12 protein-coding genes are annotated in these 14,623 nt (G+C 56.3%); 6 read left to right on the plus strand and 6 right to left on the minus strand.

The window, feature by feature from the left end; genetic code table 11:
* Positions 1-7 precede the first annotated feature (7 nt).
* The gene (locus H8S56_RS01420; RefSeq protein WP_187517643.1) at positions 8-2,146 is read right to left on the minus strand and encodes a TonB-dependent receptor family protein; all 2,139 of its coding nucleotides are present in this window, start codon (positions 2,144-2,146) and stop codon (positions 8-10) included.
* A gap of 252 nt (positions 2,147-2,398) precedes the next feature.
* Between H8S56_RS01420 and H8S56_RS01425 the strand changes: the two genes are divergently transcribed.
* From H8S56_RS01425 to H8S56_RS01435, 3 genes are all read left to right on the plus strand, one after another.
* Positions 2,399-4,009: a hybrid sensor histidine kinase/response regulator gene (locus H8S56_RS01425; protein WP_187517644.1), complete on the plus strand. Its 1,611-nt coding sequence runs from the start codon at positions 2,399-2,401 to the stop codon at positions 4,007-4,009.
* Between the two features lie 101 nt (positions 4,010-4,110).
* Positions 4,111-4,500, plus strand: coding sequence for a lysozyme inhibitor LprI family protein (locus tag H8S56_RS01430; protein WP_187517645.1), 390 nt, complete (start codon positions 4,111-4,113; stop codon positions 4,498-4,500).
* A 341-nt stretch (positions 4,501-4,841) separates the two neighbouring features.
* Entirely contained in the window at positions 4,842-5,861 is a 1,020-nt protein-coding gene (locus tag H8S56_RS01435; protein WP_024686954.1) for a hypothetical protein, read from the plus strand.
* Between the two features lie 92 nt (positions 5,862-5,953).
* Here H8S56_RS01435 and H8S56_RS01440 read toward each other — a convergent pair whose 3' ends face one another.
* Positions 5,954-6,871 (minus strand): sugar phosphate isomerase/epimerase family protein, encoded by a 918-nt coding sequence (locus H8S56_RS01440; protein WP_187517646.1) that lies wholly within the window; start codon positions 6,869-6,871, stop codon positions 5,954-5,956.
* 270 nt (positions 6,872-7,141) lie between these two features.
* On the opposite strand from H8S56_RS01440, the gene H8S56_RS01445 reads away from it, so the two are divergent.
* Both H8S56_RS01445 and H8S56_RS01450 read left to right on the plus strand, forming a co-directional pair.
* On the plus strand, positions 7,142-8,191 hold the full coding sequence (locus tag H8S56_RS01445; RefSeq protein ID WP_235986721.1) for a LacI family DNA-binding transcriptional regulator: 1,050 nt from the start codon (positions 7,142-7,144) through the stop codon (positions 8,189-8,191).
* 277 nt (positions 8,192-8,468) lie between these two features.
* Entirely contained in the window at positions 8,469-8,873 is a 405-nt protein-coding gene (locus H8S56_RS01450) for a DUF2251 domain-containing protein (protein ID WP_024686957.1), read from the plus strand.
* 42 nt (positions 8,874-8,915) lie between these two features.
* On the opposite strand, the gene H8S56_RS01455 is transcribed toward H8S56_RS01450, so the two are convergent.
* The gene (locus H8S56_RS01455) at positions 8,916-9,218 is read right to left on the minus strand and encodes a hypothetical protein (RefSeq protein ID WP_187518012.1); all 303 of its coding nucleotides are present in this window, start codon (positions 9,216-9,218) and stop codon (positions 8,916-8,918) included.
* A gap of 1,011 nt (positions 9,219-10,229) precedes the next feature.
* Between H8S56_RS01455 and H8S56_RS01465 the strand changes: the two genes are divergently transcribed.
* The gene (locus H8S56_RS01465) at positions 10,230-10,577 is read left to right on the plus strand and encodes an ASCH domain-containing protein (RefSeq protein WP_328803359.1); all 348 of its coding nucleotides are present in this window, start codon (positions 10,230-10,232) and stop codon (positions 10,575-10,577) included.
* Positions 10,578-10,771: 194 nt separating this feature from the next.
* Here H8S56_RS01465 and H8S56_RS01470 read toward each other — a convergent pair whose 3' ends face one another.
* The 3 genes from H8S56_RS01470 to H8S56_RS01480 form a co-directional block, all read right to left on the minus strand.
* Complete coding sequence (locus tag H8S56_RS01470) at positions 10,772-11,704, minus strand: hypothetical protein (protein WP_187517648.1); 933 nt, start codon at positions 11,702-11,704, stop codon at positions 10,772-10,774.
* 100 nt (positions 11,705-11,804) lie between these two features.
* Positions 11,805-12,368 carry an adenylyl-sulfate kinase gene (gene cysC / locus H8S56_RS01475; RefSeq protein WP_187517649.1) on the minus strand — a complete coding sequence of 188 codons (564 nt, stop codon included), beginning with the start codon at positions 12,366-12,368 and terminating at the stop codon, positions 11,805-11,807.
* 106 nt (positions 12,369-12,474) lie between these two features.
* Positions 12,475-14,622 carry an HlyD family efflux transporter periplasmic adaptor subunit gene (locus H8S56_RS01480; RefSeq protein WP_235986722.1) on the minus strand — a complete coding sequence of 716 codons (2,148 nt, stop codon included), beginning with the start codon at positions 14,620-14,622 and terminating at the stop codon, positions 12,475-12,477.
* Position 14,623 lies beyond the last annotated feature (1 nt).

Raw genomic sequence — 14,623 nt, forward strand, 5'->3', positions numbered from 1 at the left:
TTGCACCTTAGCGCAGGCTCCAGGACACCCCCGCATAGACGCCCATGCCATCGCCGGGCGTCGAGCGTGCCACGTCGCGACCGTTGTCGTCATAGCCCGGTGTGACCGTATTGGCGTAGCGCCGGTTGGTCAGATTGCGCAGGTCCAGCCACGTTTGCCAGTCATCTTTGGGCGAGGCGTAGCCAAACGTCGCGCCCAGCAACGTGTACTGATCGGCATAGAACGAGTTGGCGTAATCAACCGCGATTCTCGACGCATGCTCGGTGTTCAACCCGGCGTAGAAGCCGGTGGGGTGGCTGTAGCGCAGCTCCGCCTGGTAGTAATGCCTTGGGATGCCTGGCAAGGCGTTGTCGCCAAACCGCTCATCGTCTCGGTAATGAAAGTCACTGAAAGTGTACGCCTGACGCACATCCAGTTTGCCCGCCGCGCCGCCTTGCCAGAGCAGGCTGTCGAGGCTCAGTTCGATACCGGTATGGATCGTGGGGCTGGCGTTGGATTCGGCGATGACCTGCGACGTGGTTGCACCCGCAGCCTGGGTTTCCACACTCAACAGCTCATGCCTGACCTGTGAGTAATACCACCCCAACTCCCAGTTACCCATCCATCCCTGGCCGCGCCCTCCGAGTTCCAGAGTAGTCGCGGTCTGGTTATCAAGTTTCACGCCAACACTCTGCAACCCGGTCGCCGGGCCGCTTCCCGCGGGGAAAAACCGGTTCGAGCCCCAGATCATCGACCACGCGTGAGGCGGCTCGACCGAGCGGCTCAGGTTGCCATACACCTGCAACTGCGGCGTAAAGTCGTAACGCAGGCCCAGGCGCGATGCGTAATCCCAGTCACGGGTGCTGACAGCTTCCTGCGTGGCGGGGTAGGTGACTTCTGTTTCACGTCGGGTAAAGATCGCGGCGACCCCTGTGGTCAGCCAGAGATTGGGAACCAGTTCCAGGTCATTGCTCAACTGCACAGCACTGTCCGAACCCAGATAACTGTAATCGCGGGTTCGTGTACCAGGCGCGTAGCCGGCCGTGTTACCGGCGGGTATGCGCACGAATTCCGAAGCGCCGTTGTTTGGCAGGCCTTTGGTGGTGCGCAGGCCAACTGTGGTGTTGCTCTGATGGCCGAACAGCGCGTCCTGGCGAATGTAATTCAGCGTACCGCTGATGTCGGTGTAGGCCACTTTCAGGCGGTTGGTGCCTTCGCGCAAGTCCATCGGGTAGTCGTGGTAAACCAGTCCGGTTTCGATTCGCGAGCTGTCATCCAGATAAATGGTGGTCTTGTTGCCCAGCCAAGTGCTGCCTGCTTGCAATCGTTTGGAATCACGTGCGCTGTTAAGGGCATTGGCTGCACGTGGATCGTGGCGGATCTGGTCCCGAGTCAGCCTGCCGGGGGAATCATTATCAGTTTCGCGATAACGAAAGAAAAAACGGGTCTCCAGATCGGGACTGAAGCGGTAGCCGACATTAGCCGTCATGCCTTTGCTGCCGCCTGCGCTGTGGTCTTGAAAACCGTCATAGCTCGATTCGGTTAGCGCAACGTAGTAATCCAGATCACCGAGTACGTCACCGGAACTGATCTGTCGTTTGCTGTAGCCATGGTTTCCGGCCTCATAGCGCACCTGCAAGCGCGGTGCATCGTGCCCTGTGTGTGTGACGTAATTGACTGCGCCACCCAGTGCGAGTGACCCCAGCTCAAAGCCATTCGCGCCACGTCGGACTTCGACATGGCTAAGCCACAGCGGCTCCTTGAGCTCGTAAGGTGTCCCGCCGGGGCCTGTCAGCGGCAGTCCGTCGAGCATTTCAAACAAGCCCGATGCGTGGGCGCCTGGCGCTCGGTTCAACCCGGAACCTCGAATGGAAATCTTGGCGCCTTCATTGTTGGCTGCCTTGGCATAGATGCCTGCCTGGTAGCGGAAAACATCTTCGTTGGTGGCCACGCGACCCTGCTCAGCCCGAGTCAGGTCCACCACATTGGTGGCGCCCGGCACATTACGCGAAGCCTCGCGGGCGATAGCGGCAGGGCGCTCAATCGAGCTGCCATCCACTTCGATGCTGGACAGGTTTACAGTCTGATCGGCATTGACGTGATTGACGCTGGCAAGCGCAAGCAGTGGCAGCAAGGCAGAAAGGGAGGGAAGTGGCGTGTGTTGCACGTGCTAGAGCCTCTTGGCTGGGGCCGTACGCACTAAAGAAGGCATCGGCCATCGCAGAGCCGAGGCCATGCGTTTTCTGGGGAAAGAAGGTTCGATGCTGGATGTGGATGGCGCGTCACGTCTCAACGCACGTCGGCTAGTCATATGAATATAATCATGTTTTTTAACCTGCGTTCAGAACCCTTTACACGGTAGAGAAGTCGTAGTCGGGTGAGCGTGCATCAGCGCGGACATTATTCTGGGAGTCATGGCGTGTCGGAAAATAAAACCCGTGTCGACAATACGGCGAACGGAACCATTTCTCATAAGGGCAAGGATATTTTCTTCGCGGCCGTAGAAACGACGCGCATGCCGATGGTCGTGACCGATCCCAATAACCCTGATAACCCCATCATCTTTGCCAACAAGGCATTTCTGGAGATGACCGGATACCATTCCGATGAAATCGTCGGATCGAACTGCCGCTTCCTGCAAGGTCCGGACACAGACCCTGCGGTGGTAGAGACCATTCGCAACGCGATTCGGGATCGTGTCGAAATCTCGACCGAAATCCTCAACTACCGCAAGGATGGTTCATCGTTCTGGAATGCATTGTTTATATCGCCCGTTTATAACGATGCCGGTGATCTGATTTACTTCTTTGCTTCGCAACTCGATATCAGCCGACGCCGGGACGCCGAAGATGCATTGCGTCAGGCGCAGAAGATGGAGGCCCTCGGGCAATTGACCGGCGGTATTGCCCACGACTTCAACAATTTGCTGCAGGTCATGGGCGGTTATATCGACTTGATCGGCAGCGCTGCAGAAAAACCCTCTATCGATGTGGCTCGGGTACAGCGCAGCGTTCACCACGCCAAATCGGCCGTAGAACGGGCCAGTACCTTGACCAAGCAACTGCTTGCGTTTGCCCGTAAGCAAAAACTGCATGGGCGGGTACTCAATCTCAACGGCCTGATCTCTACCACTGAACCCTTGATAGAGCGAACCTTCGGCCCTGAAGTGATGATCGAGACGGACCTGGATCCTGCGCTCAAGAACTGCCGAATCGATCCAACCCAGGCCGAAGTCGCGCTGTTGAACATTTTCATTAACGCGCGTGATGCGTTGATCGGCAGACCTGAGCCCAAAGTGTTCATCGAGACGCGTAACCTCGTTGTCGATGAGCTGGCTAACATGTCTTATGACGGTCTGCTGCCCGGACGCTATGTCAGCATTGCTGTTACAGACAACGGGATCGGTATGCCTGCCAGCATTCGTGACCGTGTCATGGACCCGTTCTTCACGACAAAGGAGGAGGGCAAGGGTTCTGGACTTGGCCTGTCGATGGTGTATGGCTTTGCCAAGCAATCTGGTGGCGCAGCGCGTATTTATACGGAAGAGGGCGTCGGCACGACGCTGCGTCTGTATTTCCCGGTTGATGAGGCTACGATTACCCACAGTGAATCGATCCAGGCGCTGGAGCAACGACAACGTTCGGGCACCAGCGAACGGATACTCATCGTTGAGGACCGGCCTGATGTCGCCGAGCTGGCAAAGATGGTGCTGGACGACTACGGCTACAGCTCAGACATCGTACTCAACGCACGTGAGGCCTTGAAGAAATTCGAGTCCGGCGCCACCTACGATTTGCTGTTCACTGATCTGATCATGCCTGGCGGTATGAACGGCGTCATGCTGGCTCGTGAAGTTAAACGCCGTTATCCCAAGATAAAAGTACTCCTCACGACAGGCTATGCAGAGAGCTCGATCGAGCGAACCGACATTGGCGGATCAGAGTTCGATGTGGTCTCCAAGCCCTGCATGCCCCATGACCTGGCCAGGAAGGTTCGGCAAGTCCTGGACGGGCCTAATGGCGTTGCCTGATCGTCCGCAATCGAGGTGATTCCAGAGCGCCGGTATTTGTCTCTATACTGGCGCGATTGCCGTTATCGCGTGCAATAACCCGTCTTTCAGGAAGAACGAAAATGAAGAAGTCGCTGATCTGTTTCGCCGTGCTTGCCACCAGTGCCGTTACTGTCACAAGTGTGCAGGCTGCCGGTTGTGGTAATCCGCGCAATGCGTTTGACACTGTGTACTGTGCAGGCAATCTGTTTTCCCAGGCTGACAAATCACTGAACCAAACGTACTCCGAACTGCGTAAACAACTGCCTGCGGATCAGCAGAATATGCTCAAGAAATCACAGCTGAGCTGGATAAAGGACCGGGATGCCAAGTGCAGCCGCGAGGAAAGTAACGGGTACTTTGTTAACCTCGATTGCGCCGTGACGATGACGCAGGATCGTTCTGAGTTCCTGAAGGAACGTCAGCGTGAGTGCAGTTCGACCGGGTGCGAGGCAAGCAAGCTGGCCGAATAAGGAAGCTAATGCCATTCGGTGATAAGGACGATCACCGAATGGCATTGTTCACGCGAGGTTTATATAACGGTTTTCTTTGCACTGCGTTTCAATAGCGGACATCAAGCAACTCAAGTCTCATTTATGAAGCGCTCTCATGTAACGTGGCGCGCCTGCAATCACGGCACAGTTGGAACGTGCGTGAGCCGTTACGTTCCGTCTTCAGTAACGGTTATTCGTAGAGTATTTACTCTTTAAAAAAACCTATAAAAAATATTAAACTTCTTGAATTGCCTTTGGGTCATTAAAACGTACGCCAAATACTTTAGCGTGTTCTGCCACTGACTCGAAGGATTACCACTATGATTCGCGATGACCGTATCGCTCCGGGCACCCCTGTCTATCAAGACACTCATGCCATGGCACCTTTGCTGAAACGTATATCCTGGAGTGCGATTCTGGCCGGTGTGGTACTGGCCATGGTTGTTTCCTTATTGTTGAGTTTGTTGGGCACGGCCATCGGTACTGCCAGTATTGATCCCATGCAAGAAGCTAATCCTATGTCAGGCATTGGCACAGGTGCTGGCATTTGGGTCGTAGTCAGTTCGGTCATCTCACTGTTCGTGGGTGGCTGGGCCGCAGGTCGTCTGGCCCAGCGTGAAGGCGCTTTCCATGGCCTGTTGGTATGGGCAAGCGTTTCGCTGATCACTGTGTACCTGGTGAGCAGTGCTGTCACTGGCGTGGTGCGTGGTGGCTTGAATCTGGCAGGCAGCGGCATGTCGGCTTTGGGTAGCGGTATTGCTCAGGTTGCTCCGGCACTGGGCGGCAAGATCCAGGATCAGCTTCGCGATCAGGGTATCGACTTCAACCTGAACGACATTCAGGGTGAAATCGAGAAGGCCATGCGTCAGACCGGCAAAGCCGAACTGAACCCGGACGCCATCAAACAGGAAGCTCAGGCAACTCAGCAAGATGCACAGAATACTGCCGAGCGCAGCGCTCAGAACCCACAACAGGCAGACGAACAATTGGGCGGTCTGATGGATCGCATCAAGGCCAAGGGTGACCAGGCTTGGGATGCAGCTGATCGTCAGGCGTTGGTCAATCTGATCAAGGCACGCGGCAACAAGACGGATGCTGAAGCCAACCAGATCGTTGATCAGGCACAGGCCAGCTACCGTCAGGCTTATGCCAAGTATCAGGAGTTGAAGGCACAGGCCGAACAGAAAGCCCGTGAAGCAGCTGAAGTGGCTGCCAAGCGTGTATCGCAAGGCGCATGGATTCTGCTGATTACGCTGGTGATTTCGGGTCTGGTTGCTGCCGGTGCGGGCGTACTGGGTCGTCGTACTCAGCCACCTGCGAAGATCGTTTCAGCGGTGTAATTAAAACGTTGAGCTGATCTACTCGAGAGGGGGAACGTTATCGTTCCCCCTTTTTACGTTCTAAAAAGATAACCTGGCGTGACACGTTGGGCTCATCGCCTGGACCTGTCTGGCCAGTACTTGTCGACATGGCTCTGGATCTCGCGCCGCATGAATGCGCCGGACTGATCGGCGCGTTCTTCCCAGCCGAACACACAAGCAGTCACAATGCCGTCGAAGCCAACTCTGGCCAGAGAGGAGAAGAAGACGTCCCAGTCTATCTCTCCTTGATACATGTCCATGTGCTGATGCACGGTCACTTTGGCGCCCGGTGGATTGACGATGTAGCGCAATCCCGAAGAAGCTTTGTGGTTCCAGGTATCGGCAATATGAACATGGGCGATCATGGGACCTGCCTCAGCAATCATCTTCGCCATGTCATCGCCAAAGAAGAACGTGTGGGGCGCGCAGTAAAGAAACCTGACGTTGTTGGAGTCGATGGTTTTCAGCATGTCCAACGCCGGTTGCAATGTTTCGCACCAATCTTCAGGGTGAGGTTCGATATTGAGGCTGACGCCCTGTCTTTCGAATTCAGGCACCAATTCCTCCATTGAGCGCCACCACGCTGCTTCGCTTGACTCATGGCTGTGACTGCCGCCGCAGCAATTGCTTTTGTGCCCGCGCTCTGGCGAAGGTCCGCGACCGAACTCGGAGTTCATAGTGTCGCAACCCAGTTCGACGGCGACCTGGATGGCCTGTTTCCAATACTCTACTGCTGTCCTGCGCTCATCTTCGTGTGGACTTGCCCAGCGATACATGGGTAACAATGAGGCGATCTGTACGCCATGATCTTTCAAGGCTTTCTTGAGCTCTGCGATACGGTCCTTGTGCGCACGAGGCCTGACCCACCAGGGTAGAAAATCATCGCGGGGTGACAGTTCCAGGTATTCGTATCCCATCTCTGCAGCCTTGCGGCACACCTCGGGCAAACTAAGGTGGCGATGCATGTACGGATCCAGCGCTATTTTCATTTTTGTTCTCCAGTGGGGAAATCTTGAGCAGCCCGTACCGGGCCTCGCCTGATCGGTGATTCAGTAGTCGATCCATATGTCGCCCTGAAAGCCTAAGCCCCAGCAGCGGACGTTGGATAAAGGGATGGCCATCCCGCATCGGTTGTTTTGGTATCGGAGGAGGGGGCTGATGGCCGCTTCTGGATCCTAGGTTGGTGCGTCTGGCACTGCTATAGTCCAATCGAAAAAGCTGTCAAAACCTTTCATCAATGTGAGAAGGGCTTTCATTTTATGTCAGAGCATGAAGGCGACCTACGTCGTCCTACAATGGCGGATGTCGCTCGAGAAGCGGGGGTCAGCCTGTCGACAGTCGATCGCGTACTCAATCTGCGCGCTACCGTACGCGTCGACACGGCCCAACGCATTTCGGCCGCAGCGCAACGTCTTGGCTTTCATGCGCGTAACGTCATCGAGCAGCGCCTGCAGCACAGTCGTCCTACGGTACGGCTGGGGTTTTTACTGCAGAAAAGTGGCGTGGCGTTCTATCAAGGTCTGGCGCAGGCGTTAGCGGATGCAGCCGCCGTCAGCCCGACTGCCCGGGTTCGGGTGATGATCGGCTACCTGGATGATTTGAACCCGCGAGTCGTGGCCCAGCGCATTCTTGCGCTGGGCAAGGACGTTGACGCGCTGGGCGTCGTGGCCGCCGACCATCATGAGGTACAAGACGCAGTCGCCGAGCTTGTCCGCAGCGGGGTTCCTGTGCTGGCGATGATTTCTGAACTGGGAAGCCATGCAGGCGCCGGTTTCGTGGGGGTAGACAGCCGCCAAATGGGGCGAGTGGCCGGCTGGTTCATCAGTCGACTGGCTGAGTGTCCAGGTCCTGTGGCCGTCATGGTCGGCAGCCAGCGGTTCCAGTGTCAGGAACTGTGCGAGTTGAGTTTTCAGAGCTACATGGCCGAATCAGCCGGCGACTGGGAGCTGCTGGCTTCGCGCCTGACGCTGGAGGACGAAGAGTTTGCGCGGGGCAACACGCTGGATCTACTGACTGCGTGCCCCGATCTGGCGGGTCTGTATGTAGCGGGAGGCGGTATAGAAGGTGTAATCAGTGCGTTGGAGGAGTTGCGCAAGCGTCGCGTACGTCTGCCAACGGTGGTGTGCCATGACGTCACGAATCTGACCCGAGATGCGCTGCACACGGGACTGGTGCAGGCCGTGCTGTCGCATCCGGTAGAAACGCTTGCGAGGCGGGCGACGCAAATACTGATCGAGGCTGTCGGTACGGCGACGCCACCAGGTCGGGTCTTGCTGTCATTGCAGACAGACGTTATCGAGAGCGTTTGAACATGAGGTGTCGCAAGCGATGCGAAACAGGGAAGGGGACAGGGCTGCCGCTCCATGTTTCAGCCCATCTGGATTACTGTAGATATAACTCAACTAAATGACTCTTTAGTTGAGTTATCAGGGATTTTTATAATAATGTGAGCGAGGAGGATAGTGTAAACGGTGTTTTTCGGAAATACCCTTCAGCTTGCGCTTCCTTATCTGAGTAGGTTCGACAAGGATATGCAGGGACAATGCAGTGTTCATTACCAACCTCAAAGACTTAAGGAGTGCAGCCATGCCTATCTATCTGGCCGCTGATCAGACATTGAACGTAGGACAGGCGCTTGTTGTGGAAGCCCCGGCCAAGGAAGGCAACTTTGTCGTCGTATTCGAAGATGATGAAACCACCGGCTATTTTTACGCACTGGTCCCAAAGGCTGATGAGAATCCGATTCAGGATGCACTGCATATCTACAACGTGGCAGACGTTATTGATCGAGACAAGCCGTCAAACGTCAGGATTGGCTGGTCCATGGACCATACCAAGGCGGTTCTGTTAATCAACGACCAGCCTCATGCCGTATTTGATTTCCAGGCCCGGCAAGGCTATTGCCGCACTGGGTGTCCGTCCCCAAGCAGTAAAAGCTGGTCGGCCAAAGGGCACGACTGGGACGATACCGCGCTCAAGTTGTTTGCCTGATCGCAGGTCCGTCTGGCGTGGCCAGGCGGACCTGACGACATGTCAAAAGCCCTTCATGCATTTACGCACATCGTCATCGATCAGGTTGTCCGGCTTGATGCATTCGCGTAGGGATTTCCTGTCGGCAGCCTTATCGATGTCACGTGAATCCGTAAGCGCAGGATTATCTCTGTTACGACATTGAGGGGCCTGATTCAACCTGGTGCCAGCCAGGATGTCGCAGGCAAAAGCGTTACTCAGGGCGTGAATATGTTTGCCGAAAGGTTTGGTGATCTCTGTAATTGAGCTTGCCGACCAGGCAAGCGAACTGAAACAGACAGAGACGAGTACCAGGGTGTGTTTCATGTTCCATCCTTGAACGTGAGCCGACGGTGGTTGCTGTCGATTATCCAAGGGCTTGCGCAGAGTGTCACTGAGCGATTGCTGTGCTTGAACTGAGCTGTCCTGGCGTGCGCGAGAAAAACCCTTATGGCCGCATAATGTATATTATGTTAAATTTTATCTGTTTGTTACGTAGCACCGTTTGTGTCGCCTGTATCTGAAAACCGGGATTTGCCTAGAATTACCAGAATCGTTTGAAATCAAGACCACGCGCGCACTTCCTCTCCATCTCGTGAGCTTCATCTGCTCCAGCCTCCTCATCCTGCAGAACTGAAAACCAGAATACCGACCCCGCCAGTTGTGTCACCGCGATCACATCCGCAGCCACCATTCTAGAAGATCGCCGAATGTTCGCCACAAGCCCATTTGCAGCCTACGCGTCTGGTCATATTACGGCTGACCGCTCAGCGCCTGGGCTTGCCAGATTGGATATCAAACGCCAGGGCTCAAGCACTCGTACGTGTCGCCAGCCCCAACACCATCATTGATACCTTGAGTCCAGATCGAACGCCCGAGCACCCGATCCTTGCAATATCAAACACCATCGACTCAAATTAGGACTGGTTTACATGGCAGAGCCGCAACCGACATATCCTCTGTTCCCACCTTGGCTCGCCATCGAGCCCATGGACATGCGCGCCGGCACTGAAACGGCGCTGGCGCGAGTTGTCGCGGTGTTCGGTGGCGAAGCCCCACTGTGCTTATCTGTTCGCCAATCGCCGCGCCAATCGTATAAAAGTGTTGGTGCATGACGGCGTGGGGATTTGGCTTGCAGCCCGGCGTTTGAATCAAGGGCGCTTCTTTTGGCCTGGTGTGCGACACGGCTCCGAATTGGCCTCGCTGGACTGCCCATCGCTCGTTCGACCTTGGCGCAGTGGGTGGGCAACTGTGGCGTGCAACCTCGAGTGGACTACTGTCGAAGCGACTATTTTCCAAGCGTCTAATTTTTAGGAGAGAACCATAAAGGCTTTATCAATTGTACGGCCCAGTGGCGGCCGAATTGCTTCTGGCGAGAAAATCCTCGAAGTCCGTCGTTGGCTTCCAGACTTAGATCCTTCCGAGGATCTACTGATTGTGGAAAACGGGCGATTTCTCCATAACGATGGGGACGAAGACGATAACGGTATTGCTGTGGCAATTGTGCGCGTGAAAGCCGTGCGTCCCTTCATCCTCGCTGATATGCAAGCGGCCTGTGCAAGCTATTTTGAGGATGGCTGGCTCGCATGGGAGTTGAGTGACATAAGGCCAGTCACATACCCTGTGACCATCCGTGCGGCACGTGGTATCTACGAGGTAGATTTCCTACTCCCAGACAAACGCTGAACATTGAGCAAGATGTGCTGGGCAGACGCTTACCATTCACCCAGTCTGTATTCGCAAACCCGTTCTCAGCTCTTCGACAGAGCTTGGCGTGAAGCTCAAGAGCTTCTGGGTCATGCGGAGTTCAAGAAAGGTTGACCACAAGGTTACGGCTGTTTTTGCATCGCTGGCGTTGCAGAGTTATCGATGCCCCGCTTTCACCACTCACGCATGTTGATCATACGTTCCTTAAGCTCCGGCACCAAGAATGCGAATAGACGGTTGTATTGCCGATCGGGTCGATAAGCATCATCCCGAGCTTGCAGCGCAGTGCGGATGATCTGGCGCCGCTTCGCCCAAGTCCCCTTCCTGTCTTGTCCGGCCAATAGTTCGTTCTGTTCAAAGATTTCCAGCGTCCAGCCGAACTGCAGCAGAAAGGGTTTGTAGGAGTCGAAGGCCTGGTTGCTGACATTGAGCAGTCGCTCGAATCGGTACCCGATCGGTCGACCATAGCGGGCGCTCAGCACAATGGACACGGCCCCTTGGAATGGATCTGTCCAATGAGAGTTCGGAAGCTTTATATCTGGGTACGCAACTGCCATCCGCTCGCGCAGATCGACCCAGCGTTCCCGGGATTGTGGCGTGTCCTCCCTGCCCAACTCCATCCAGAAAGAATGGAAGTCACGGCGCAGCACATCAGCGCTTACCGAGCTTTCCAATGCCTTTCTCTGTGTCAGGTAATCGTTATAGAACACGAGTTGCTTTTCCGGACTGAACGTCAGGTCATCCAGAAATATTTCAGCCCTCCTCCACTCGTTGACGATGGTGCGACCGGTCAATTCCGGCACTGCGTACCAGCAATCAAACGCCATTCGCCCAGTGGCTCTGGAACGCGCCAGCGTCTGATCGTTTACGATGAAAACGTTTAGGTTGTTCAAGAAGAAAATGTCTTCTTCAGCTGTCTTGGTTGTCTTGGTTGTCTTGGTTGTCTTGGTTGTCAGGCCGCCTCGACCATTGAAGCCGATGACGCTGGCTACGACGTTTGAGGGCTTACCGCCATAGATGGCATAACGCCAGACGAAAACCACCAAGACGTATCGGGTTCCCCAACGCCGTGAACTGCAAGCCCTTGTTCCTTCGGGCTGCTTCACGTACGCCTTCAAGTCTCATCGACGCGCAACTGATCAGGCTCTGTGTCCGGGACGCGGGAAGCCTGCCGGTGTTTCCCTTGGCATACGCCCCTCTCCTCCACTATCTCCGCAGCGTGAAGCCCTTTCCCCCTCGTCCTTTCAATACCTTCAATATTACGTCCACATGCTCATCAACTTTACATCCCATAGCACCATCCAAATGAACATCCGGCGCCAGCGGTACTTCGTAGGGCGACGACAGCCCTGTGAACTGTTTGATATCGCCCCTGCGGACTTTCGCATAGAGCCCTTTCGGGTCTCGGGCTTCGCAAATGGCTAAGGGCGTATCGACAAAGACCTCGAAAAATCCTTCGTTAAGAGCCTCGCGCGCGGCGGCACGGTCCCTGGCAAATGGTGATATCAATGCGACGACCACACAGACGCCTGTATCCCGAAACAACCTGGCGACCTCAATGACTCGACGAATGTTCTCGGTTCGGTCTTCGTCCGAGAAACCCAGGTCACTGCACAACCCTGCGCGAAGCTCATCACCGTCTAGAATGACGACCGCAATGCCCTGTTCATCCAGCTTTGACTTCAACTGCATGGCTATCGTGCTTTTACCAGCACCACTTAAACCGGTGAGCCAAATTACCGGTGCTGCCTCGATCAACCGGTTTTGCATTCTGTTACCGCTCTCATTAAACACAACATAACTACCTGGATTTAAGAGCTTATTTTCCTGGAGGTGCTAGCTGCGCGACAGCGCAGCGCCAGAGACGACGCGTGTGCTAAAAGCCCGTTTCACGCCAGACTAAAACAAGTGCCGAGCGCGCAAAGCCCTGTATCGGTGACTGCCAAGTCCCGCTGATAACCACATGTCCGCGCCAGCTTTGGTCCCTGGCCTGCTGCGGGGGTGGCTGGGCGCTGTGCAGGGTGACGCGGTAGACGGCGCGTTCGGGGATGAGTTTGCCGTGTTTTTCCCGGGTCAGGACCGAGCCGCCTGCCGCGCTGGAAAGCACACCATTGACCAGTTGCCGGGTGGCGTCGCGTTCGATGGCGGTGACCTGCAACGGCAGGTTCAGGCGGCTGTCGCCGTCTGCATAGAAACGCGCAGTGTCGCTGACCTTGATCCGCCTGACGTCATCTTCATCCAGGTAGGTTTCCACGCGCCAGTCACCGGGGTCGACCAGAGTCGCCAGGCGCTCGTGGTTGCTGACCCACACTCCGGCCTTGAGGCCCGGTTCGATGTTCTGCACCACACCATTGAAAGGCGCACGCGGCGCGTAAAAGGCCAGCTCGGCCTGCACGTTAGCCAGCTCGGTACGGGCACTGATTTCCTGCTGTTGAAGCACCTGCATGTTCTGTCGTTGTTGCACGTCGATACCCGTGAGTTCGGCCTGGTGGCGCACGCTGTCGAGCTTGACCTGGGCGCGGCGCCAGCGCAGTTGCAGCTCGGGCGAGGCCATTTCCAGCAGCACGTCACCCTGTTTGACCGATTCACCATTGGCCCAAGGCAGGCGGGCGATCTGCGCCCCAGCCGGAGCGTAGACCGGGAAGCTTTCGCTCGGCCGCAGGATGCCCGAGGCGCTGAGGCGGGTCGGCCAGGGCGCGATCAGGATTAACGCCGCCACCAGCAGAATCAGCGTCGGCCGCCACAGTCGCGCCGGTTTACCCTGCCTGTTGAGCAAGTGCGGCCACTCCTTTATTTCCTTGTATAACGGCATCAGGACGAACCAGCCCATTTCCACGACGAACAGCAGGATGCCGACCGCCTTAATGAAGAAGTGATAGACCAGCGCGGCGATGCCAAGGAACAGCAGCAGGCGGTAGATCCAGGTGGCATAGGCGAACAGGATCAAGCCGACGCTCATCCTGCGCGAAAAATATTCCGGCGGCTCAAGACCCAGGCCGAACAGCCATTCGCGCATGTGCCAGCGCGCCAGGGCAAAGGAACGCGCGTGTAGGTTGGGCATGTCCAACCAATCCGAAAGCAGGAAGTAGCCGTCGAAACGCATGAACGGGCTGCTGTTGATCGCCAGGGTGGCAATCCAGGTGGTAGTAGCCAGCATGAAGGCGATGGACTTGGGCAGGCCTTCGGGCAGCAAGGTCCAGGCCAGAGTGGCCCAGACGGCCACTACCAGTTCGGTGAGCACCCCGGCGGCGGCTACCTTGAAGCGCTGCTGGCGCTGGCTTAGCTTCCACACCTCGTTGGTGTCGGTGTAAGCCATGGGAAACATCACCAGGAACGCCACACCCATGGTTGGCACACGACAGCCAAAGCGTTTGGCGGTGAAGGCATGACCCAGTTCATGGAGGATCTTCACCCCGATCAACGCTACGCCGTAGCCGACAAGACCCTGCCAGGAAAAAGTATCCATCAGGGTCGAAGTGAAGCGGGTCCAATCGCGCTCGACCAGTACCAGGCCGATCAACAGCACCAGCAGGGTCAACCAGGCAAAGCCTTTTGTGAACAGCGGCGCAACCCAACCGATATGGCGTTGCAACCAGGCATCAGGACGGACCAGTGGCACTCGGAAGAACAGATAGCTGTGCAACAAGGTACTGAACCAGGTGCCGCGCCTGCGTCTTACGCTGTCGGCCATCTGCCGGGCGCTATTGGGCGGGGTGCGCAGCAGTTGGTTGTCCTGAAGGAAGCTGGCCATCACCAGCACATCCTCGATCTCGGGACGCAGAGTGGTGTGGCGGGCGATATCGGCAGCGATGACATCTGCCTCGGCCATCTGCCAACGGCTGAGGATTTCGAAACTCAGCCAGTCGATGCGAAAGAAGCTGTTGCGCACCGGGTCGTGCAGGGTCCAGTTAGGCTGCCCGTCCCCCGCCGTAGGCGCGCTGAACAGCTCCAGCTCTTCACGCAGGGGCGGCAGGCAGAGCGGTGCCGGTTGCATCGACAGGGTGGGCGCTGCGCTGGACTGCATA

Origin of the sequence: Pseudomonas triticifolii (assembly GCF_014358015.1) — a bacterium.
GTDB classification, from domain to species: Bacteria; Pseudomonadota; Gammaproteobacteria; order Pseudomonadales; family Pseudomonadaceae; genus Aquipseudomonas; species Aquipseudomonas triticifolii.